The organism is Uliginosibacterium gangwonense DSM 18521 (assembly GCF_000373965.1).
In the GTDB taxonomy this organism is placed as follows: Bacteria; Pseudomonadota; Gammaproteobacteria; order Burkholderiales; family Rhodocyclaceae; genus Uliginosibacterium; species Uliginosibacterium gangwonense.
In genome coordinates this window covers 328,762-351,006 of the sequence record NZ_KB892835.1, presented here as the reverse complement: position 1 = coordinate 351,006, position 22,245 = coordinate 328,762, and the positions used below count along the sequence as shown (strand labels likewise).

The following is a 22,245-nucleotide window of genomic DNA, read 5'->3' as shown; positions in this document are numbered from 1 at the left end:
TGCAGGCCAGGTCTCTTCTCATCACCGCTACATCAGGAAGCCGACTTGCCTTCCTGCACGCCTCCACCACCGAGCACCTTGTAGAGCGTCACCATATTGGCCTGCCGCGATTGACGAATCGTGATCAGGTTTTGCTGGGCGCCATACAGATTGCGCTGGGCAGTCAGCACATTCAGGTAGTTTTCCACCCCTTTGTCAAAACGCAGGCGGGTCAGGCGATCGACATCGGCATACGCGGTGGTCAAGGAAACCTGTGCGGACTCCTGCTCCACCAACGAGCCATGTTGCGTCAGCGCGGTCGACACTTCGCGGAATGCCGTCTGGATAGCCTTCTCGTACTGTGCAACATAAATATCGCGGTTGATCTTGGCGACATCCAGGTTGGCGCTGTTCAAACCCGCATCGAAGATCGGTATGCTGATCTGCGGCATGAAGGTCCAGGTGCGCGAAGCCCCCTTGAACAGATCATCCAGCATCACACTCCCAAAGCCACCCGAAGCCGTCAGCGCGATCTTCGGGAAGAATGCCGCCCGTGCCGCCCCGATGTTGGCGTTGGCCGCCTTGAGCTGATGCTCGGCCTGGATCACGTCTGGACGGGTCAGCAGCACATCCGATGGCGTCCCCGCAGGCAGATCGGCAAAGCTGGTGATCTGCTCTGGCAGTTTTTCGGGAAGCAGGTCCTTGGAGACATCGCTGCCCACGTCCATGCTCAACGTATCGATATCCTGCTCGACCAGACTCGTGTAGCGGGCCAGATCGGCACGCGCGGACTCAAGCCCGGACTGGGCCTGTGCCACATCCAGTGCAGAAGATGAGCCTGCCTGTGCCTTGCGCGTCATCAGGCTCACTGTCTCCTGATAGCTTTGCAGGGTACTTTGCGCCAGGAGCAAGCGCTCACGATCCGCCGCCAGGGTCAGGTAATCGCTGGCAATCTGCGCCACCAGACTGATCTGGGTGGTCCGTTGGGACTCCTCCATGGACAGGTATTGCTCCAGCGCCTGATCCTTCAGGCTTTGGATACGCCCGAAGAAATCCAGCTCATAAGAGGAAATACCAACCCCTGCCGCGTATTGATGGCTGACGCGTTCCTTGCCCGTCGATGACAAAGCAGCAGGCGTGCGTGTCGCTGTCTCACTCCCGGTGGCGTTGACCGTTGGGAACTGCGCCGCCCGCTGGATGCGGTATTGCGCCTCATATTTCTTGACAGTCAGCGCTGCCACCCGCAGATCGCGGTTGTTTTCAAGGGCCGTGTCGATCAGCTTGCGCAGGGCGGGGTCGGCAAAATAATCCCGCCAGGGCAACTGGCTCACAGCCTGCCCGGCTGCCGTCTGCTGCGACCACTGCGCAGGGACCGGCATGGCCGGACGCTGGTAGGTTGGCGCCATGGAACAAGCACTCAGGCTCGCCGCCAGGATCAGCGCCAGTTTGATTGGGTGCTTATTCATCAGTGGGTCTCCTTCCCGTCAGGACTCGTCGCCCGCAACTTGAACTTGAAATGACTACGAATCACGACAAAGAATACCGGCACCAGGAAGATCCCCAGTACGGTGGCCGAGATCATCCCGCCGAGCACGCCCGTGCCGATGGCATTCTGACCGCCAGAACCCGCGCCGTGGGAAATTGCCAGCGGCAACACCCCCAGGCCGAAGGCCAGCGAAGTCATCAGGATCGGACGCAGACGCATACGGACAGCCTGCATGGTGGCGGCCACCACATCCTGCCCCTGTTCCTGCAACTGCTTGGCAAACTCGACAATCAGAATTGCGTTCTTACACGACAGCCCCACCGTGGTCAGCAAGCCGACCTGGAAGAATACGTCGTTGGAATAGCCACGCCCATGTGCTGCCAGCAAGGCGCCAATAACCCCCAGCGGCACCACGAGGATGACCGAGAAAGGCACCGACCAGCTTTCATACAGGGCGGCCAGACTCAGGAACACCACGAGCAGCGAGATGGCATACAAGGCGGGGGCCTGGGAACCTGCCTGCCGTTCTTCATACGAAATCCCGGTCCACTCGTAACCAATCCCGGCTGGCAGTTGCGCTGCAATCTGCTCGGCTGCGGCCATCGCGTCCCCGGTACTCTTGCCAATCCCAGGTTGCCCCAGAACTTCAACAGAAGAGTTGCCGTTGTAACGTTCCAGACGCGGCGAACCATAGCCCCAGTGTGCCTTGCCGAACGCGGAGAACGGCACCATCTGGTTCTGCGCATTACGCACATACCACTTGTTCAGGTCTTCAGGCTGCATCCGTGAAGGTGCATCCCCTTGCAGGTACACACGCTTGACCCGGCCTTTATCCAGGAAATCATTGGCATAGGCACTCCCCCAGGCCGTCGACAAGGTGGTGTTGATATCCGTCAGGCTCAGCCCCAGGGCTGTGGCACGAATGGGATCAATATCCACTTGGTATTGTGGCGTATCGTCCTGACCATTGGGACGCACCGCCATCAGAGCCGGGTTCTTCATCGCCATCCCCAGGAACTGGTTACGTGCAGCCATCAGGGTTTCATGGCCCACGCCTGAGCGGTCCTGCAACTGCAAATCGAACCCGGTGGCATTACCCAACTCAATCACGGCGGGAGGCGCAAAGGCAAACACCATCGCCTCACGGAACTGGGAGAAAGCCCCCATCGCACGCCCGGCAACCGCCTGCACCTTCAGTTCAGGAGAATTACGCACCGACCAGTCCTTGAGCATCACGAAGGCCAAGCCGTTGTTCTGCCCGCTACCGCCGAAGCTGAAGCCCGCAATGGTAAAGATCGATTCAACTGCCTTGCTTTCATCCTTCAGGAAATGGTTTTCCACTTTCTTGATGGTTTCCAGCGTCTGCTCCTGCGTTGACCCCGCAGGCAACTGAATCTGGGCAAACAACACGCCCTGGTCTTCATCCGGCAAGAATGCTGTTGGCAAGCGGACGAACAGGAAGCCCACAACAACCACGATCACCACATAGATGAACATGTAGCGCGTGCGCTTGCCAAGCATATTGCCTACGCCACGGGTATAACGCAGCACGCTGGCATCAAACATGCGGTTGAAGCCACGGAAGAACCAGTTCTCCGAGAAGTGTTCCCCTTGATGCACGGGCTTGAGCAAAGTAGCGCACAACGCTGGCGTCAGGATCAGGGCTACCACCACAGAAAGTACCATTGCGGAAACAATGGTGATGGAAAATTGCCGATAAATAACCCCTGTGGATCCGCCGAAAAAGGCCATAGGCACAAACACGGCAGAGAGAACTAGCGCGATCCCGACCAGGGCGCCGGTAATCTGATCCATCGATTTCTTGGTGGCTTCGTAAGGCGACAGCCCTTCTTCACTCATCAAGCGTTCAACGTTTTCAACCACGACGATGGCATCATCCACCAGCAAGCCGATGGCCAGCACCAAGCCAAACATGGTCAAAGTGTTGATCGTGAAGCCAAAGGCCGACAGCACCCCAAAGGTACCCAGCAACACCACCGGCACGGCAATTGTCGGGATCAGGGTGGCGCGGAAGTTCTGCAAGAACAGCCACATCACCAGGAACACCAACACAATGGCTTCGGCCAGCGTCTTGATCACTTCTTCAATAGAGAGCTTGACGAACGGGGTGGTGTCATAAGGCGTGACCACCTGCATGCCATGCGGGAAGAAGCGCGACATCTCTGCAATCTTGGCCTTGACCGCCTTGGCCGTGGTCAGCGCATTGGCCCCCGCAGCCAGCTTGATCCCCAGACCGGCGGCAGGCTTGCCCTTGAAGCGGGCCACCGCGTTGTAGCTTTCCGCCCCCAACTCGATACTGGCCACATCCTTCAGGTAGACCGCAGAACCATTGGTATTGGTGCGCAGCAGGATCTTGCCGAACTGCTCAGGCGTCTGCAAACGGCTTTGCACATTGACCGTGGCATTGAGCCGCTGGCCGTCCACAGCCGGTGTGCCACCCAATTGCCCGGCGGATACCTGCACGTTTTGTGCGGTAATCGCGTTTTTCACATCCCCTGGTGTCAGGCTGTAGTTATGCAGCTTGGCCGGATTGAGCCATATGCGCATAGCATACTGCGAACCGAAGGTCTGAACTTCACCCACGCCTTCCACGCGGCTGATCGGGTCATTAATGTTAGCGACCACATAGTCGGTCAAGTCATTCTGGGTCAGACTGCCGTCTTCCGACACGAAACCAAGCACAAGCAGATAGTTACGTGCGCTCTTGGCGACCGTCACCCCCTGGTTCTGCACTTCCTGCGGCAAACGGGTCAGCGCGGATTGCAGCTTGTTCTGCACCTGCACCTGTGCGATGTCCGGATTGGTCCCTGCCTTGAAAGTCAGGTTGATGGACACGCTCCCCGAGGCATCACTGGTCGAGTTCATGTACAAGAGGCCATCGAGCCCGTTCATCTTCTGCTCGATGATCTGGGTCACTGAGTCTTCCAGCGTCTTGGCCGAAGCGCCAGGGTAGCTGGTGGAAATGGCGATGGTAGGCGGCGCAATGGATGGATACTGCGAAACAGGCAATGTATCAATCGACAATGCCCCTGCCAACATGATGATGATGGCAATCACCCATGCAAAAATGGGTCTATCTATAAAAAACCGTGCCATGGATATCCTCTCCCTTAGCGTGCAGCCGAACTGGCGGCGGCAGGCGCACTACTGCTCCCCATGGGGACGGGTTTGATCACAGTGCCTGGGCGCAGACGTTGCAACCCTTCGACAATCACTTGGTCGCCGGGCTTCAAACCATCCGTCACCAACCATTTGTCACCCACCGTCTGCTCAGCCTTGATGAGGCGTTGTTCAAACTTGCCGTCATTGCTGGCAATCATCACGACTGCGTCCCCACGCGTGTTGTGGGAAACTGCCTGCTGGGGCACAAGGATGCTCTGGTCGCGGGCACCGGTTTCCAGGCGGGCGCGTACAAACATACCCGGCAGCAGTTCATGCTTGGGGTTGGGGAAGAGCGCACGCAGCGAGACGCTCTCGCTGGTTTGATCGACGGTCACATCGGTAAAGGCGAGCTTGCCTTCGATGGGGTAGACCGTGCCATCTTCCAGCACCAGTTGCACCTTGGCTTCGTTGCTGCCAGCACGCTTGAGGGCACCGCTGGCCAGCTCACGCTTCAGGCGCATCAGATCCGCCATGGATTGGGTCAGGTCGACATAGATCGGGTCCAGTTGCTGCACGGTAGCCAGCGCAGTGGTCTGGTTGGTCGTGACCAAGGCTCCTTGCGTGACAGAAGACTTGCCAATCCGCCCGGAGATCGGAGAACTCACACGGGTATAACCCAGGTTGATCTGGGCGGTCTGGATCGCAGCCTTGTCAGAGAGCACATTGGCTTCTGCCTGCTTGTAGGCAGCCTGGGCATCGTCGAAATCCTGTTGGCTGATGGCCTTGTCGGCAATCAGGCTCTGGTAACGCTCAGCCTTGGCCTTCGCGCTCATCACAGTGGCCTCATCGCGCGCCAGTGCTGCCTTGGCACTTTCCAGGCTGGCCTGATAAGTCGCGGGGTCAATCTGGTAGAGCAACTCCCCTGCCTTGACCTCTCCCCCTTCGGTAAACACCCGCTTCTGGACGATACCGCCAACCTGCGGGCGGATTTCAGCCATTGCGTAGGCACTGGTCCGCCCCGCCAATTCGGTATTCAGGTCCACCGTTTGCGGCTGGACAGCCACCACACCGACCTCGGCGGGCGGCATCTGACCACCAGGACCGCCAGCACCACCTTGTTGAGGCTTGCCGCACGCAGCCAGGGAAGCCAGCGCGGCAATCGTTGCACTGTAAATAATAATTTGTTTGATTTGCATGGGAGATCCTCAACTTGGGGCAAAAACCCAACCGCTTAGATGTATGCAAACAAGACACACAAAAACGGAGCGGGAGAAAACGTTGCTGGCAATTACGTTTGTCAGCGACTAGATTGAATGTTCATTCTAATGCGCAATTTGAGATAAAATCAAGCCAAGATAAAGCTACCTTAAGACGCTGTTCATGATGAACCGCATGCAAAAACCTCTTCTGGAACATGGCGTTACGTTAAATAAGCCGCTCTTATCGGCTCTATATCGTCACCCAGACAGAGGATTTGTGCAAACCTTTTCATGAACAGGGACCAAGATTCTGAAACCATGATGCACGGCGTATTTACCCATTGCTTCAATATCCCGGACAGCGCGATTGACATCAATCGCCATGTCAACAACCTCGAATATCTGCGCTGGATGCAGGACGTTGCCACCGCACATTCCAGCGCCTGTGGCTGGCCGATGGAGCGCTACCTGTGCGCGCGCAGTTCCTGGGTGATCCGTTCCCATTTCATTGAATACCTGCGCCCAAGCTTTGCCAATGAAAACATTGCATTGGCAACCTGGATTGCAGACATGGGCGAGCAAAGCTCGCCGCGCAAATACCTGTTCCTGCGCGCCGCCGACCGGCAGGTACTGGCGCGCGCTGAGACCCAGTGGGTCTATGTCAACGCCAAAACCGGACGACCACAGGCAATCCCTGCCGAATTGCGTGCGGATTTCACGATCATTGCCGACGACACGGAAGTGCTTGCCTGGCTGCAAGACCCCGTCACTTCGTTTACCTGAAAATCATGACCGATACTACCGACACCGCCAAAAAAGTCTGTTCATCGCGTCAGGATCAGATCCTGGATGCAGCCACCGGGTGCTTCTGCCAGCAGGGCTTCCACGGCGCCAGCATAGCCTCCATCTCAAAGAGCGCGGGCATGAGCCCTGGACACATCTATCACTATTTTGAAAACAAGGAAGCCATCATCGCGGCCATCGTGGAGCGCGACATGGCCGACATCCTAGACAATATCGCGCGCATCCAGCGCCAGGACGACATCCTGCAAGGTCTGCTGGACTCGATGCTACTGCACCTGACCTGTAAAAACGAACAAAAAAAAGCGGCCCTCAAGATAGAAGTGCTGGCCGAGGCGGCACGAAACCCGAAGGTATCGGAAATGATGCGGCGGGTAGATCAGATCGTATCCGGTACATGCCGCCAATTTTTTGTGGCTGCGCGTGGCGACCGTCCCCCTCTGGATGAAGAAGAGATGACCGCACGGGCCGAAATCATGGGCGCCCTGTTCAGCGGGCTCACGATTCGCAGCCTGTACGGCCGCACGCTCGACCAGGAGGCATTGGTCAAGGTGCTGCGCCATACCATCAAATCACTCATCGTCGATTAGCGCCAGCCTGTGTTCTTGGGCGATTTTGGGGCCACTAAAGGATAGAGCAGTTTTATACTCCCCAAAACCGTGCCAAAAACTACGCCTTTTTGCACTATTTTAGTGCATATTACACAAACGGCCTCCGCCTGATTGCTCGCGCCAGTAGACGGCTGGAGAAAATCCCTATAAAAATGGCGCGCTGAACAAGAAAGCTGCAACTTGTTCGGGCTTAAGACCAAGCGGTCATCAAAAAGTGGTACGGTTTTCGCGTGTAGTGAGGCTTGCGCCCACTCACTCAACAGCCAGACGGGCCAACTTTCTTCGAGGAGCATCTATCCATGTACAAATACCGCGTCCTTTTTGCACTGATCCTGGGCTGTGCCGCGCATGCGGCGGCTGCCGAAACGCTTGATGGCACGCTCAAGAAGGTCAAGGAAACAGGGGCCATCACCCTGGGGATTCGTGAAGCATCTTTCCCGCTGTCTTACCTGGATGCCCAACAGCAACCGATTGGCTACCACATCGATATCTGCAAGCACATCGCTGACGCTGTCAAGGCCAAGCTCGCGCTGCCCAAGTTGGAAGTCAAGACCCAGGCTGTTACCTCACAAAACCGCATCCCCCTGGTCGTCAACGGCACGGTTGATCTGGAGTGCGGCTCCACCACCAACAACCTGGACCGCCAAAAGCAGGTCGCCTTTGCCCCCACCACGTTTGTGACCAACGTGCGCATGGCCGTCAAGAAATCCTCTGGCATCAAGGATCTGGACCAACTCGGCGGCAAGCCTGTGGCCACGACCACCGGTACGACCAGCGTGCAATTGATGCGCAGCCATGAAAAAGGCAAGAACATCGACTTCAAGGAAGTCTACGGCAAGGATCACGCCGACTCCTTCCTGATGCTGGAAACCGACCGCGCTGTGGCTTTTGTGATGGACGACAACCTGATTGCGGGCCTGATCGCCAACTCCAAGACCCCGAATGACTACGCCATCGTCGGCCCGGCCCTGTCGGTCGAACCGATTGCCATCATGCTGCGTCGGGACGATCCACAGTTCAAGGCTGTGGTTGACGAAACCGTCAAGCAGATGGCCAAGAGTGGTGAGCTGACCAAGCTCTACGCCAAGTGGTTCATGGCCCCGATCCCCCCCAAGGGCATCAACATGAACTTCCCGATGAGCGAACCGCTCAAGGCCCTGATTGCCAACCCGAACGACAATCCGGCCGAAAGCTTCAAGAAGTAATTCACCCCATCGCCGTGCGCCTGCCTCGGCAGGCGCACGTATTTCACCCGCTTCGCAAAGCCCCCGCTACGCGAACACGTTTCTCTGCGCGAAATGCATAACTATCACTGGAACTGGGGCATCTTCTTCCAGACCATCCCCTCTGGAGACGTCACCTACCTCACCTGGGTGATACATGGCCTGGGTTGGACTGTGGCCATCGCCCTGAGCGCCTGGGTCATCGCTTTGAGCCTGGGCAGCATCATTGGCACGCTGCGCACGGTTCCACACCGTGGCTTGGCCTTTATCGGACACGCCTGGGTGGAGTTCTTCCGCAATGTGCCCATCCTCATGCAGTTGCTGCTCTGGTACTTCGTGGTACCGGAAATGCTGCCAGCCGAACTTTCCCGCTGGGTCAAGCAGGATATGCCCGCCAAGGAATTCATTACCGCCATCGTGGCGCTGGGCCTATTTACCTCTGCGCGGGTTGCCGAACAGGTGCGCGCCGGGATTCAAAGCCTGTCCCGTGGGCAACGTTTTGCCGGGCTGGCCTTAGGCTTAACCACTTGGCAGACCTATCGCTATGTGCTGCTGCCGATGGCGTTCCGCATCATCATCCCGCCGCTGACTTCCGAATTCATGAATGCGTTTAAGAATTCCGGCGTAGCCTATGCCATAGGCATATGGGAGCTGATTTTCGTCTCCCGCCAGATGGTGGAAGAAACCGGGGGCCAGGTCTTCGAAAGCCTGCTCGTGCCCACCGTGCTCTACATCATCTGCTCATATGCGGCCAACCGGGCCATGGCTTATTTCGAGCGCCGCGCCCATGTGCCTGGCTTCATTGTGGCAAAGTGAGGAGGCATCGCCAAAATGTTCAGCAATTTTGATTATTCGGTCATTCCGGTCAGCCTCCCCTTCATCTGGAAAGGCCTGCTTTTCAGCCTTGAACTGACTGTNATAGCCATGATCGGTGGCGTGGTCATCGGTACGCTGCTCGCCTTGGCGCGCCTGTCTGGCGGCAAATTTCTGGCGCTCGGCGCCAAGATCTATGTTGACCTGATGCGTTCCATTCCGCTGCTGCTGATGATCCTGTGGTTCTTCTTCCTGATCCCGCTCATCATTGGTGAGCCCATCGGGCAGGAGAAATCCGCGCTCATCACCTTCACGCTATTCCAGGCCGCGTTCTACAGCGAAATCATGCGTGCAGGCATCCAGAGTGTGTCGCGTGGCCAGATCAACGCGGGCTACGCCATTGGCATGACCTATTGGCAGACGATGGGCCACGTGGTGCTGCCACAGGCTTTCCGCAACATGGTGCCGGTGCTGCTCACCCAGACCTTCATCCTGTTCCAGGATACTTCCCTGGTGTACGCCATTGGCGCCAAGGATCTGCTCAAGGCGGCTGAAATCACAGGGCAAAACTACGGTCGTTCGGTCGAAATGTATATCTTTGTATCTATTATATATTTCGTGATCTGCTTCTCACTGTCTATGCTTGTGAAGTATTTCAACAAGCGCATCGCAATTATTCGTTGAGCCAACAAGCCATGATCAATATACAAAACGTTTCCAAGTGGTACGGTCAGTTCCAGGTACTCACCGATTGCACCACCCACGTCAACAAGGGCGAAGTAGTGGTCGTCTGTGGCCCCTCGGGTTCGGGCAAATCCACACTCATCAAGTGCGTCAATGGTCTGGAACCGATCCAGAAGGGCGAGATCATCGTCAATGACATCAAGGTCAATGACCCCTCCACCAACCTGCCCAAACTGCGCTCGCATGTCGGCATGGTGTTCCAGCACTTTGAATTGTTCCCGCACATGAGCATTACCGAGAACCTGTGCATCGGCCAGACCAAGGTGCTGGGCCGCAGCCAGGATGAAGCACGCGAGCGCGGCCTCAAGCTGCTCGACCGTGTGGGGTTGAAGGAACAGGCCAACAAGTTTCCTGGCGAACTCTCCGGTGGTCAGCAACAACGTGTGGCCATTGCCCGCGCACTGTCGATGGACCCGATCTGCATGCTCTTCGACGAACCCACCTCGGCGCTTGACCCCGAGATGATCAACGAAGTGTTGGACGTAATGGTGGAACTGGCGCAGGAAGGCATGACCATGATGGTCGTCACCCACGAAATGGGCTTTGCCCGCAAGGTGGCGCACCGCGTAGTGTTCATGGATCACGGCCAGATCGTGGAAGACGCAACGAAGGATGACTTCTTCAACACCCCACGTTCGGATCGTGCCCAGCAGTTCCTCTCCAAGATTCTGAATCACTAATCGAGCCTCGCCCGCCATGCCATTCGGATGGCGGGCATACCTTCAGCCATGCCCCGCCTCGCCCTGATCGCCACTGGTGGCACCATTGCCGGAACCGGTGCGCAAAGCCACTACACCGCAGCCACCTTGCCGGTGGATGCCTTGCTGGATGCAGTGCCGGACCTGCGCAGTCTGGCCCAATGGCATACCGAGCAGCCCTTCGCGCTCGATAGCCGGGACATGCACCCCACACATTGGCTACAGTTGGCAGAGCGCATCCAGACGCTGATCGACACGCCCGACATTGATGGCATCGTCATCACACATGGCACCGATACGTTGGAGGAAACCGCCTTTGCGCTACACCTGTTACTTCCTACCGGGAAACCCGTTGTCATCACTGCCGCCATGCGCCCAGCGGACAGTCTCTCTGCCGATGGGCCGCTGAATCTGCTGCAGGCCGCCCGGGTCGCCCTGGCACCACACAGCTACGGTCGTGGGGTGCTAGTGGTGGTCAATGACCACATATTGCCTGCCCGCCACGTGGTCAAAACCCACACTCACGCCCCTGATGCACTGAGCGCAGGGGCTGCAGGCGAGGAAGGTATCGTTTTCGATCAGGCCGTACGCTATCACCGCCCGGCGCCGATCCCCCGCCCCGCCATCCTGACGCTGAAGCCCACGACGAATTTGCCGCGTGTCGACATCCTAATGGCATACGCAGGACTTTCCGCAGATCACTTCCATGCGCTACAGAATCTGGGTTGCCGGGGCATTGTGCTGGCGCTGGCAGGTCATGGCAGCATCCCCGAAGCATTGCGCCCCGCGATCAGCGAGGCCATCGCTCAGGGCATTGTTATTGTTCGTGCTTCACGAATTGGCGCATCTGTCCTCCCCAACCACAATGAGGATGACAGCAGCCTGGGCACGCTCGCTGCCGAACAACTCAGCCCTTTGCAAGCCCGCATTGCCCTAATGGTGGGATTGGCGGCAGGCGTGGCGCCATCCGGCCTGCAGGCTTGGCTGGCAAGCGTTTAGGTGGCTTTGCTCACTCATGAATGAGACGCCTGTTGTATTTTCGTCTCAAACACACCGCTTAACATAAAAACACATTTCCATACACTCAACCTTTCTGTAGGCTCGTTCGTTATGTAATCAAGAGTGCTTGCAACGCAGCTTCAAACGGAGCCGCATGCACTCCGAGCAGCCGGTTGATGCCCACAAGGCAAGCTTCACAGATGGTGAGAATCATGGATACAACAACGATCAGCAGCACTCAAACAGAGACCGAGCGCTACGGTGACGAAGTGCTCAACGCCAACTGGCTCCCGCAAGATGCGCTGATGTGTGCCGCCGAGGCAGCCCACGCCAGCGAACACCCCCACACCTGTACCGTGGATAACCCGGATGAATTTCTGCGCACACTCTACAGTGCACAGGAATGAGGCAGGCGAGCGGGCCAAAGGGGCGTAGCTGCCCATGCATCACAATGCGTGGGTGCGATCCCCTGTTGCCAGCCCGATCAGGCGGGAGTCCATCTCCCGCCCGATAATCAGCACCTTGAAGAGTTCGCCCATCTCATGCGGGGCGATCAGGCGAAGCGCTGCGCGTGAAGCCCGCACGTAGGGCGCCTCGTCGCTCGCGCCAATTGTCTCCAGCAAGGCCAGCAGACCACAGTTATTGAGGAAACTGGCTTGCGTGGTATAGCCGTACACAGCCAAACCTGCTTCATCGGCGGCTTCGGCCACTGCGGTGAAATCCACGAACGAGGTAATGTCGTTGAGCCCCGGCCAGAGCAGCAAGTCGGTATGCGCCCGATGGCGGTAATAGCACTGCACCGTCCCGGATGTGCGGCTGGGCAGGTAATACTCGGCCTGCGGGTAGCCGTAATCAATCAGGATCAGCGCGCCCTGACTCAGACGGGCGCCCCACTCGGCCACCCAGGCACGGGCAGGCAGACAGACCTCACTCAGATACTCACCTTCCTCCGGGCTTTCGACCCCCAGAGACTCGGCAACACCCAGCAGGCGGCCTGCGGCGGGGCGATCCTGCCAGTCAAACTTCTCCTGCGCAGCATCCCAGATCACGCCACGCTCAAAAATCCCCCCTTGGCGCCACGCTACAAGCTGCACCGGCAGCACATCCAGCAGCTCGTTGGCCACCAAACACCCGGAGAATTGCTCCGGCAGCGCATCCAACCACCGGACCCGATCCGCCAGATGCGGCACCTTGGTCTGCAGGTTTTCAGCCTGCCGCGCACGCAGCTCACCCGAGAGTTCAATGATGTCGTAATGCACTGGCGTACAGCCCAGCGCTTCCAGCTCGGCCAGTAGATCACAAGCCAGAAGCCCCGTTCCCGCGCCAACCTCGATCACGTGGGGCATTGAGGCTGCCAGCACCTGGGCCACCTGCCGAGCCAGGGAGCGCCCGAACAGGGGCGAGATTTCCGGCGAAGTGATGAAATCCCCCTCCGGCCCGAATTTGCGTGCCCCGCCGCTGTAGTAGCCCAACCCTGGCGTGTACAGCGCCATCTCCATAAAACGGGCGAAACTGATCCAGCCCCCGGCAGCGGTTATTTCGGCTGTAATGCGTTGCGACAACAGGGCTGAGTGGGCCAGCGCATCGGCCCCTGGCGGGGGGAGTTCATTTTTCATGCCGTGGATTGTAACCGCAGCGCTGCTTCAATAAATGGCTCGGAAGGTGAATCGATAACAGAATGGGGCGAGTACAATGGCCGCCTATTCAAGGAGCTTTTCCCATGCACCAAGAACCGGAACGCCTGCCCCTCTTCCCGCTCAATGCGGTGCTCTTCCCGCAAAGCCGCATGAACCTCAAGGTGTTCGAAGTCCGGTATCTGGACATGATTGCCCAGTGCATGAAGAACGAGCGCAACTTCGGCATCTGCCTGATTGAGCATGGCAACGAGGTGGGCGCCCCCGCAACCCCCTATACGGTAGGGGTGGAAGCACGCATTGTGGACTGGGACATGAATACCCCAAATCTGCTGGGGCTCACGGTACGCGGGGTGCGGCGCTTTCGCGTGCTGGAACAGGTGACGGATGAAAGCGGGCTGATCACAGGGATTGTGCAGTGGTTTGACGAAGCCCCTGACGAAGCCGTCTCGGAAGCCCATCAAGACCTGCTGCCACTGCTGAGCATAATCATCAAGGATGCCGGGCAACAGATCATCCCCCAGCCTTATCTGCTCGACAATGCTGCCTGGGTAGGCTACCGCTACGCCGAAATTCTGCCGATTCCGCCGCTGGCGCGCCAGCGCCTGCTGGAACTGGAAGACGCCGACCTGCGTCTGGCGATCATCCATGAGTATCTGGTCGAGCATAAACTGCTCGCCGCCAGCGAAGAAGAGTAGTCCCTTACATGCTACATGCCAGCCGGGCTGGCATGTAGGCAACACAATCGGCAATACACAAGCAATCAAGCCAGATCGGCGTGGCTTTCGATCACGCGCGAGACGATGCCGTAGGCAATCGCCTCTTCGGCACTCATCCAGTAATCCCGATCCATGTCCGCCGCCACGGTTTCGTAGGGCTTGCCGGTCTGGCGCGCAACCACGCGGGCGATGCGCTCACGCGTGCGCAGGATTTCCTTGGCCTGGATGGCGATATCGCTGGCCTGCCCACCCATGCCGCCCGCAGGCTGGTGGATCATGAAACGGGTGTTGGGCAGACACAGGCGGCGCTCGGCAGGCGGTGCGAGGAAGATATGCGCCCCGGCACTGGCAACCCAGCCAGTGCCCACGGTTGTGACCGGTGCGGCGATGAAGCGGATCATGTCGTGAATGGCGTCGCCGGACTCCACATGCCCGCCCGGTGAGGAGATCAGCATGGTGATCGGCGCATCAGATTCGGCAGACAGCGCCAGCAGACGCTTGCAGGTGGCCTGCGCCATCTTGTCATCAATCTCGCCAAAGACCAGCACGTAGCGGGACTTGAACAGCAGCTTGTCTTCGCTGGGATTGTCTTTTTCAGCTTGTTGTGGCGCGTCCTGGCCACAACCGGAGAGCGTGAAGGTCATTGTGTTTGTCCTGTTGAAGGGAGTAGGGCGATATTGTGCCTGATAACAGGCCAAAGCAGCTAAGAACCCGCGCCATTGAGCATGACGCATTTTTCCTATCTCCGCATCCCTGTTTGCGCTGCAATGGTGGCATCTTCAGCTTTGCAGAAAAACTCATGGAACGCCGCCTGTTCATCGCCTATGGTCTGTCCTCATGCATGGTGGCCGCATTGGCAGCCTGCCAGAGCCAACCCTTGCCGCCACCGAGCCCTGTTATGCCGGGCAGACAGCTGCCTGCGGCTTGGCGGGCCATGCTGGCCGATGCCGCGCGTGCCCCGTCCAGTCACAACATCCAGCCCTGGCAGTTGCACCTGGACACCCCGACGCATGGGCAACTCTGCTTGTCTCCCTCCCGCAGACAGATGGCAACAGACCCAGCAGGCAGAGAGACCTGGATCAGCCTGGGCGCCTTCACGCTTGCGCTGGAAGTTGCCGCGCTGGCGCTGGGGCGCGCAGCAGAATTCGAATGGATGGAGAAGCCCCCAAACGCAGTACAGATCACGCTTCGCCCCTGTCAGGCAACAGATCAGTGGCTGGCATGCCTGCGCCAGCGCCGCACCTTGCGGCGGAATCTCGCTCCGGCCCGGGTCGATGACAAGCTATGGCCCCTGGTGGACCAGCAGCGTACCAGCGCCTTTTACCTGCCACACGGCACAGCGGGGGCAGCCCGAATCTCTCAGACCACCCTTGAAGCGAGCCTCATCCAAGCTGGCGATGATGCCGTCTGGCAAGAGTTGGCCGACTGGATACGCTGGCGCGAGGAGGATGCCCGACGCAACCCCACCGGCATCACACCTGCCAGCATGGAACTGCCCTGGCTGGCACAACGCTGGGTCGCTGCTTTCTACGGGCGCGAAGACGTGCTGGCTCCGGCCTTTCGCCAGCGCAGTCTGGATCTGACCCGCAGCCAAGTCCAGGAAGGCGCGGGCTGGCTTGTGATTGCAGCCCCTGACGACAGCGTGCAAAGCTATTACGTAGCCGGGCGCCACCTGATGCGCTGCTGGCTTGCCGCCACCGCGCAGGGGCTGGCCCTGCATCCCATGTCACAAGCCCTTGAAGTCGAATCTCTACGCCACAGCCTGGGTAAAGACCTAGGCACCGCGCACCTGCAGATGCTGCTGCGCGTGGGCCGCCCGCCCAGCTACCCTGCCCCGGTGTGCCCAAGGCTGGCCCCGGAAGATTTTGTCACCTGCTCTTTTGCATAACTTTCTTGGATAACACGCCTCATGTCATCTCGCTCCATCCCCCATCGTCTGCTGATACTGGCCAGCGCACTCTGGCTTGCGGCCTGCTCCACCCTCCCCCCGAATCCATCCACCAGTTTGAAAACGGGCTGGCAAGTAATCAGGCAGGATGCCCGGCTCGACGTCCAGGTACGCGCCCATCAGCCGGTTTCCTCACTCAGCCAACCCAAGCTGGGACGTGTTTCAGCGGACGCTTCAGGGCTATCTGACGATGACCAGACCGAGCTGGAAAAAATCAGGGCCTCGCTGGAGCAGTCCTTGCGTCAGAATCTGGCCGCCCAGGCCACGCAGCAGCCCAGCCTGAACATCCGCCTGCGAGACGCAGCCCCCGCCTCCACCGCACTGAACATTGCCAGTGCGCTGCTGGTCATTCTTCCGCTGGATACAGGTGCCATCACGGTAGAAGCGGAACTGCTCGCCCCTGACGGTCAGCGCATTACCCTGTGGCGTGAGCGCGTCAACGGCGGCATGCTGGATCTGGGGGAGAGCTTCTCGCGCTGGGGGCGTATCCGCAATGCATTGGAGGCATGGGCACAGCGCTGTGTTCAGCGCCCGGAATGGCGCCCCACCGCCACCGCATTGGCACCATAAAGCCGGAGCAGATCAGCGTCGTTTGCCGCCATCTGCAGCAATCTGGCCGGGGTTTGCCCGGCCAGCTCATTGAATTCGGCAATCATGTGGGATTGATCGTAGTATCCGGCCTCCACCGCCAGCGCCGCCGCATCCAAACGGTTCAAGGCGGCCAGGGCACGATAGAAGCGCTGGATGCGTGAGAGCTGCTTGGGTGTGAGCCCAAAGTTACGGCGGATCTGGCGCTCAAGCGTGGCGCGGCTCACCCCCAGGCTGTCTGCCACCCCCTCCACCGGCAGCACATCAAAACTTGCCATGGCCTGAGCGCACAACCGAGGTGACCAAGCGGCCGCTGCACGACAGGAAATCGCCTGCCTCAGCTGGCTCCACACATGTTCAAGCTGTCCGGAAAAGTCCTGCACAGGCGCAGGCCGCCAATGTGGCCAGAATGCCTGCAAGGCCAGCACCTGCCCCGCACAGGCTTCTGCCGAGCAGCCCAGCACGGCAGGCGCAACACCCCCGGCGAGCTTGAGCAAGGCACCGCGCGCACCTTGCGGCCCGGCTTCTACTGCAGAGCCCCCGGCAACAGCCCCCCAGCACACGGCCTCTTCAGCCTGCCAGAACTGCTGTGGTACGCCAAACGAAACACTCCCGCTCAATACAAAGCCCAGATGCACACGGGCTCCGGCAAAAACGGGCATCACCTCCCCCGCCCCCAGCTCAAGCAGGCTGATACGCTCAATCCAGGCTTGCAGGTCTTGCGGGATCGGAAAATCAATCAGGCGCATGGGAATGAAACCGACGCAATGGCTGCACCAATTATAGCTGCGGGCCATTGTTTGCCCGGCCCGCCGATCAGCAGCCTTCAAGCCTTCTCAGGTTCAAAACTGCGCTCCACCAGCTTGCGGATGGGCGCGGGCAAACCGATCCCTTCCAACTCCTGCTGCGCAACCCAGCGCAGGTTGGGTGCATTAACCTGAAGCGGGAGTTTGCGCAACTCGGCTTGCCAGGGTGTGAGCGTCAGGCCGAAATGGGTGAAGCTGTGATGCAGGTCTTCGCCCGCCACAAACTTCAGCTTGCTCAGACCAAAACGGCGCAAGGCGCATTCTGCGGCGCTTTCTTCCTCAAGCATTTCCGGCAGGCTGTAGAGCCCGCCCCAGATCCCGGCAGCAGGCCGTTGTTCCAGCAAGATCGTCCCTTGGCAGCGCAAAAGCAGCACGCCACAACTGCGCTCCGGTACCGTTTTACGTGGGCGGGCGGTGGGCAGTTCGTTCTCGCGCCCTTCGGCACGGGCCTGGCAAGTGGCATTGACGGGGCAATGCAGGCAACGTGGTTTGCTGCGGGTGCAGATCATCGCCCCCAGATCCATCTGCGCCTGCGGGTAGATGGAAATATCCTTGGCGGGCAATAACGATTCAGCCAGCGCCCACAGTTTCTGCTCCACGGCACGCTCGCCGGGGTAGCCCTCAATGGCGAAATGGCGGCACAGCACGCGCTTGACGTTGCCATCCAGAATCGCCACCCGCTCACCAAAGCAGAAGGAGGCGACCGCTGCGGCAGTGGATCGCCCAATACCCGGCAACTCTGCCAAGCCAGCGGCAGTGCGGGGGAATTGCCCACCATGCTTTTCCATCACGCTGCGAGCGGCACTGTGCAGGTTGCGGGCGCGGGCGTAGTAGCCCAGGCCACTCCACAAGGCGAGCACATCATCCAGGGGTGCCGCAGCAAGGCTGGCCACATCGGGGCAGCGCGCCAGAAAACGCTGGTAATACGGGATCACCGTATCCACCTGGGTCTGCTGCAGCATGATTTCGGACAGCCATACGCAGTACGGATCCTGTGTTTGCCAGGGCAAGTCGTGGCGGCCATTGCGGCGCTGCCAGGCGATCAGTTTCTTTGCAAATTCACTCATCCGAGCAGTGTAGAGCCTTGTTAGGCAAGATTCATCCATGTTGCCAGCAGGTTTTATTCGCAGCCAAGCCCACGTATACTTATACTCATCAAATTCAACGCCTCCCCCAGGCTGACGCATCAAACATGTCCCAATCCGCCGCACTGTACCCCATCGATCTGCACAGCCATACCATCGCCAGCAGCCACGCCTACAGCACCATTCACGATTACATTGCCGAAGCACAGCGCAAGGGCCTGAAGCTCTTTGCCAATACCGACCACGGCCCCGGCCTGGAAGACGGCGCCCACTACTGGCACTTTGTGAACCTCAAGGTCATCCCCCGCGTGGTGGGTGGCGTAGGCATTCTGCGTGGTATTGAGGCCAATATCCTCAATGTACAAGGGGAAACCGACTGCTACGGCATCACGCGGGACTGGTTGGATGTAGTGCTGGCAGGCTTCCATCGCCCGCTGATCCAGCCCACCACGGTAGCTGAGCACACCCAGGCGATGGTCAACGCCATTAGAAGTGGGAAGGTGGACATCATCACCCACCCCGGCAATCCAGCCTTCCCGATTGACGTGGAAGCGGTGGTCAAGGCTGCAGTGGCGCATAACGTGGCTCTGGAAGTGAATAACTCCTCCTTCACCGTCTCCCGCGTCGGCTGTGAAGCCAACTGCAAGGCGATTGTGGAGGCTGCGCGTGATCTGGGGGCATTTGTCTCTGTCGGGTCGGACGCGCACATTGCCTTCAACCTGGGCGACTTTGCCAAAGCGCACGAGTTGATTGCAGCGGCAGGCTTCCCGCAGGAACGCATCATCAACAGCTCGATACCGTGCCTGCTGGCCTTCCTGAAATTGCGGGGCTACCCGCCGATCCCGGAATTTGCGAATCTGTAAAACCTTGAATAAACACAATAATTTTATCGACGGCGCCGCGTGTGGCATGGATAATCGCGCTGCAGCCTCCCTCTTGGCATATCCAGACGCCCCATTATGAGCACCGAATCCTTGAGTTTTGACGCCACCACCTTCCGCCGCACCCTGGGCATGTTCGCCACCGGCATAGCGGTCATCACCGCACGTGCCCGTGACGGCAAACCCATCGGGCTGACGATCAGTTCCTTCAATTCCGTATCGTTGGAGCCGCCGCTGATCGTCTGGAGCCTGGCCAACAACAGCACGCTGCGCGAAGAGCTGGAAAACTGCTCGCACTATGCCATCAACGTATTAGCGAAAAACCAGCAGGATATTTCCAATCTCTTTGCCAGCAAGGCCGAAGACCGCTTTGCCAAGCTCACCTGGGAAGACGGCCTGGGCGGTGCCCCTGTGCTGGAAGGTTGCTGCGCGGTCTTCGAGGTCCGCAACACTCAGCGTTACCCGGGGGGTGACCATGTCATCTTCATTGGCGAGGTGGAACGCTGCGACAAGGCCGAGCACGAACCACTAGTTTTCTTTGGCGGCAAATACCGGCAGCTCTCAGAGTTGTAAAAACACTTTGATCATACGCCCCTGGCAACACTGCCAAGGGCATATTGATCACGCTGCATTAAGGCTGCTTTGCCTCAAGCAGTACAGTGCCCTGTGCGACCAGTTTGACTTTGCCGTCATGCACTTGTCCTGATTGCCCGCTATAGGCATCCACCACCTTCGCGCCTTCTGCAAACACCTGCCCCACGGGCACATCAACCTCCCCTTTCAGTGCAGGGGCAACCACCACACGGTCCCCGCCTTGTGCCATCACGCGGGAGAACACGTAAGGCTCACCTTGCAGCCGGACATGCGTGCCACGAGCCAGTGCCACATGATGCGCACGAAATTGGCCAAGTTTGCGCCAATGCGCCAGCAAATCCTGGTCAATGCTTGCCCAGTTCATGTCCGAGCGCGTGGCCTGCTGCGCGTCACTTGCAGGCGCTTGGCCGGGCTCACGTCCGCTCTCGTCACCATAGAAAATCTGCACGCCACCGGGCGCAAGCATCAAGGCCGAAGCCGCTTCATGCATCCGTTTGCGGGCGAAGAGCCGGGTGTCGTGCGATGAGAGATAAGAGAGCACGTTATACGCAGTGTTACCAGATAGCGCTTTAGCATAATCCGAGTACACCGATTCCAGCGATGGATTGGCCGTCATGCGCTCCTGGAAATCAAAATTGATCATGGCATCGAAGCCATTTTCATACAGATCGGTATGCTCAACGCCCTGCCCCCAGTACTCACCCACCATCCAGAAAGGCTGATCGTCAATCTTGTCCTGCGGATGCTCGCTCTTCCAGGCTGCCAACGCAGTGGTGGCAGATTGCTTGAGCTGCGCCCAGGCGGCAGGCTCGACGTGTTTGACGGTATCACAACGGAAACCATCCACACCATATTCGCGCACCCATGAGCTAAGCCAACTCACCAGATAATCACGCACGGTCGACTGAGGCAGTTCCACCGCGCGGGTATCCTTTTTGTCATGCAGGAAGGGAGGGAGATGGACGTACTCTGTACTCTCCGTGCGGAAATCCGGCAGATAGGCCAATTGCTTGGTATATTCGCTGCTGCCGCCCGAAGGATAACCGGGCAGGCCACTGCGCACCCAGGCGCCTCCCCACCAATGAGCCCACTTCTTCTTGTCCCGGTTGTAGTCGATGTAGCCGTGATAATCGCGCAGCGTGGCAGCCTCATACCCCTTCCACAGCACATCCATGCCAATGTCTTTGGCAGTCTGGATATCCAGATAGCCGGGGTGATTCATCACCACATCAAACAGAACACGGATGCCCTGCCGGTGCGCGGTGTCGATCATCTCGCGCAACTCGTCGGGCGTACCCATGTTCTTGTCAAGCACAGTGTAGTCCAGCGCGTAGTAGCCATGATAGGCGTAGTGCTTGAATTCCTGGTTGCCGCCCACCACCCAGCCATGGATCTGCTCATAGGGTGCCGTGATCCATATGGCATTGACGCCGAGCGATGAAAACCAGCCTTCGCGCAACTTCTGGGTAATACCCGCCAGATCGCCACCGTGAAAAGTGCCAATCTCCCCGGCCCCGTCACCGCTACGGCCATAGGAATGGTCGTTTTGCGGGTTGCCATTGGCAAAACGGTCGGTGATCACGAAATATACAATCGGATTATCGGCAAAACTGGCCGCCTGTACACCGGCTTGGGCGCCCAAGAGGACAAGCGCTGCCAGGCATGAAGTCAGAAATCTCATTCCGTCTCCCGGAAGACGCGAAAAAACGCCCGTGCACTGCACGGGCCATTCGCAGGATCAATCACAAACAGGATAAAACACAACAGTCCAAAATCAGTACGAGCGCGTCCGTGCAAGGTGAGGAGCAACGCATACTCCACGATCTGCCACTCGCACAAGATTATGCACAGTGTTACTTGGGACGCGCCTTGAGGGCGTCATCCTTGCTGGTGTAGAGCGCGGGGTCTCCCTGATTGACCCAGACCTGGCGGATCTTGGTGCCATCAAAGTTCTGATCCTTGCCGCCCTGCTCCTTGGAGTCGCCCTTGTGGATAATGTAGAAGACTTGGGCCCTCTTGCCAAAATCAGCCAACTTCAAGTGCCAAAATACGCTGCCGTCTTCCTCCTTGCCCATCGGCTTCAGAGGGGTCAGCCAGCCGATGCCATCCAGTGGCGTATCTTGCCCACCCGGAATCCGGGACCAGGCATGCAGCCCCCATCCGGCATAATTGGCGTCCGCCCGGTAGTAGTGGATGGCCACATACCCATCGGCGGGCTCACTGGCGTCTACCGCCAAAGCGGGCAGGCCCCAGGCACAACATGCCACCACCGCCAGGGCTTTCAGAAAGTCACGTTTGCCCATGCAAGCATTCC

The 22,245-nt window shown here is 58.7% G+C and carries 22 protein-coding genes; 13 read left to right on the top strand and 9 right to left on the bottom strand.

The window, feature by feature from the left end; genetic code table 11:
- Positions 1 to 32: 32 nt before the first annotated feature.
- From B145_RS0104465 to B145_RS0104455, 3 genes are read right to left on the bottom strand one after another with little or no spacing between them, the layout of a single operon-like run.
- Positions 33 to 1,445 carry an efflux transporter outer membrane subunit gene (locus tag B145_RS0104465; protein WP_018605463.1) on the bottom strand — a complete coding sequence of 471 codons (1,413 nt, stop codon included), beginning with the start codon at positions 1,443 to 1,445 and terminating at the stop codon, positions 33 to 35.
- Positions 1,445 to 4,582, bottom strand: a complete 3,138-nt coding sequence (locus B145_RS0104460) for an efflux RND transporter permease subunit (RefSeq protein WP_018605462.1) — start codon at positions 4,580 to 4,582, stop codon at positions 1,445 to 1,447. Before B145_RS0104460 ends, B145_RS0104465 begins: the two co-directional genes overlap by 1 nt.
- Before the next feature lie 14 nt (positions 4,583 to 4,596).
- Entirely contained in the window at positions 4,597 to 5,784 is a 1,188-nt protein-coding gene (locus B145_RS0104455) for an efflux RND transporter periplasmic adaptor subunit (protein WP_018605461.1), read from the bottom strand.
- A 294-nt stretch (positions 5,785 to 6,078) separates the two neighbouring features.
- Between B145_RS0104455 and B145_RS0104450 the strand changes: the two genes are divergently transcribed.
- The 8 genes from B145_RS0104450 to B145_RS24405 all read left to right on the top strand — a co-directional run bounded on the left by B145_RS0104450 (position 6,079) and on the right by B145_RS24405 (position 12,083).
- On the top strand, positions 6,079 to 6,570 hold the full coding sequence (locus B145_RS0104450; RefSeq protein WP_018605460.1) for an acyl-CoA thioesterase: 492 nt from the start codon (positions 6,079 to 6,081) through the stop codon (positions 6,568 to 6,570).
- 5 nt (positions 6,571 to 6,575) lie between these two features.
- Complete coding sequence (locus B145_RS0104445) at positions 6,576 to 7,178, top strand: TetR/AcrR family transcriptional regulator (RefSeq protein ID WP_018605459.1); 603 nt, start codon at positions 6,576 to 6,578, stop codon at positions 7,176 to 7,178.
- A gap of 320 nt (positions 7,179 to 7,498) precedes the next feature.
- Positions 7,499 to 8,404, top strand: a complete 906-nt coding sequence (locus B145_RS0104435) for a transporter substrate-binding domain-containing protein (protein ID WP_018605457.1) — start codon at positions 7,499 to 7,501, stop codon at positions 8,402 to 8,404.
- A gap of 93 nt (positions 8,405 to 8,497) precedes the next feature.
- Positions 8,498 to 9,238 (top strand): amino acid ABC transporter permease, encoded by a 741-nt coding sequence (locus tag B145_RS0104430; protein WP_018605456.1) that lies wholly within the window; start codon positions 8,498 to 8,500, stop codon positions 9,236 to 9,238.
- A 15-nt stretch (positions 9,239 to 9,253) separates the two neighbouring features.
- Positions 9,254 to 9,919 carry an amino acid ABC transporter permease gene (locus tag B145_RS0104425; RefSeq protein ID WP_018605455.1) on the top strand — a complete coding sequence of 222 codons (666 nt, stop codon included), beginning with the start codon at positions 9,254 to 9,256 and terminating at the stop codon, positions 9,917 to 9,919.
- A gap of 11 nt (positions 9,920 to 9,930) precedes the next feature.
- Positions 9,931 to 10,659 carry an amino acid ABC transporter ATP-binding protein gene (locus B145_RS0104420; RefSeq protein ID WP_018605454.1) on the top strand — a complete coding sequence of 243 codons (729 nt, stop codon included), beginning with the start codon at positions 9,931 to 9,933 and terminating at the stop codon, positions 10,657 to 10,659.
- Positions 10,660 to 10,707: 48 nt separating this feature from the next.
- Positions 10,708 to 11,676, top strand: a complete 969-nt coding sequence (locus B145_RS0104415) for an asparaginase (RefSeq protein WP_157288269.1) — start codon at positions 10,708 to 10,710, stop codon at positions 11,674 to 11,676.
- A 212-nt stretch (positions 11,677 to 11,888) separates the two neighbouring features.
- Positions 11,889 to 12,083, top strand: a complete 195-nt coding sequence (locus B145_RS24405; protein WP_018605451.1) for a hypothetical protein — start codon at positions 11,889 to 11,891, stop codon at positions 12,081 to 12,083.
- Between the two features lie 39 nt (positions 12,084 to 12,122).
- On the opposite strand, the gene B145_RS0104400 is transcribed toward B145_RS24405, so the two are convergent.
- Positions 12,123 to 13,292 (bottom strand): class I SAM-dependent methyltransferase, encoded by a 1,170-nt coding sequence (locus tag B145_RS0104400; RefSeq protein ID WP_018605450.1) that lies wholly within the window; start codon positions 13,290 to 13,292, stop codon positions 12,123 to 12,125.
- 104 nt (positions 13,293 to 13,396) lie between these two features.
- Between B145_RS0104400 and B145_RS0104395 the strand changes: the two genes are divergently transcribed.
- The gene (locus B145_RS0104395) at positions 13,397 to 14,008 is read left to right on the top strand and encodes an LON peptidase substrate-binding domain-containing protein (protein WP_018605449.1); all 612 of its coding nucleotides are present in this window, start codon (positions 13,397 to 13,399) and stop codon (positions 14,006 to 14,008) included.
- Positions 14,009 to 14,073: 65 nt separating this feature from the next.
- On the opposite strand, the gene B145_RS0104390 is transcribed toward B145_RS0104395, so the two are convergent.
- Positions 14,074 to 14,673: an ATP-dependent Clp protease proteolytic subunit gene (locus tag B145_RS0104390; protein WP_018605448.1), complete on the bottom strand. Its 600-nt coding sequence runs from the start codon at positions 14,671 to 14,673 to the stop codon at positions 14,074 to 14,076.
- 155 nt (positions 14,674 to 14,828) lie between these two features.
- Between B145_RS0104390 and B145_RS0104385 the strand changes: the two genes are divergently transcribed.
- On the top strand, positions 14,829 to 15,917 hold the full coding sequence (locus B145_RS0104385; RefSeq protein WP_157288268.1) for a nitroreductase family protein: 1,089 nt from the start codon (positions 14,829 to 14,831) through the stop codon (positions 15,915 to 15,917).
- A 21-nt stretch (positions 15,918 to 15,938) separates the two neighbouring features.
- Complete coding sequence (locus tag B145_RS0104380; RefSeq protein ID WP_018605446.1) at positions 15,939 to 16,547, top strand: DUF3313 domain-containing protein; 609 nt, start codon at positions 15,939 to 15,941, stop codon at positions 16,545 to 16,547.
- Here the strand turns inward: B145_RS0104380 and B145_RS27220 are convergent.
- Both B145_RS27220 and mutY read right to left on the bottom strand, forming a co-directional pair.
- Positions 16,502 to 17,314 (bottom strand): helix-turn-helix domain-containing protein, encoded by an 813-nt coding sequence (locus B145_RS27220; protein ID WP_157288267.1) that lies wholly within the window; start codon positions 17,312 to 17,314, stop codon positions 16,502 to 16,504. The genes B145_RS0104380 and B145_RS27220 overlap by 46 nt on opposite strands.
- Positions 17,315 to 17,391: 77 nt before the next feature.
- Complete coding sequence (mutY, locus tag B145_RS0104370; protein ID WP_018605444.1) at positions 17,392 to 18,438, bottom strand: A/G-specific adenine glycosylase; 1,047 nt, start codon at positions 18,436 to 18,438, stop codon at positions 17,392 to 17,394.
- Between the two features lie 125 nt (positions 18,439 to 18,563).
- On the opposite strand from mutY, the gene B145_RS0104365 reads away from it, so the two are divergent.
- Together B145_RS0104365 and B145_RS0104360 are read left to right on the top strand one after the other, a co-directional pair.
- On the top strand, positions 18,564 to 19,319 hold the full coding sequence (locus B145_RS0104365) for a phosphatase (protein WP_018605443.1): 756 nt from the start codon (positions 18,564 to 18,566) through the stop codon (positions 19,317 to 19,319).
- A gap of 96 nt (positions 19,320 to 19,415) precedes the next feature.
- Positions 19,416 to 19,910, top strand: a complete 495-nt coding sequence (locus B145_RS0104360) for a flavin reductase family protein (RefSeq protein WP_018605442.1) — start codon at positions 19,416 to 19,418, stop codon at positions 19,908 to 19,910.
- 58 nt (positions 19,911 to 19,968) lie between these two features.
- On the opposite strand, the gene B145_RS0104355 is transcribed toward B145_RS0104360, so the two are convergent.
- Positions 19,969 to 21,612 (bottom strand): alpha-amylase family glycosyl hydrolase, encoded by a 1,644-nt coding sequence (locus B145_RS0104355; RefSeq protein WP_018605441.1) that lies wholly within the window; start codon positions 21,610 to 21,612, stop codon positions 19,969 to 19,971.
- Positions 21,613 to 21,784: 172 nt separating this feature from the next.
- Entirely contained in the window at positions 21,785 to 22,234 is a 450-nt protein-coding gene (locus B145_RS0104350) for a pullulanase-associated domain-containing protein (RefSeq protein WP_018605440.1), read from the bottom strand.
- Positions 22,235 to 22,245 lie beyond the last annotated feature (11 nt).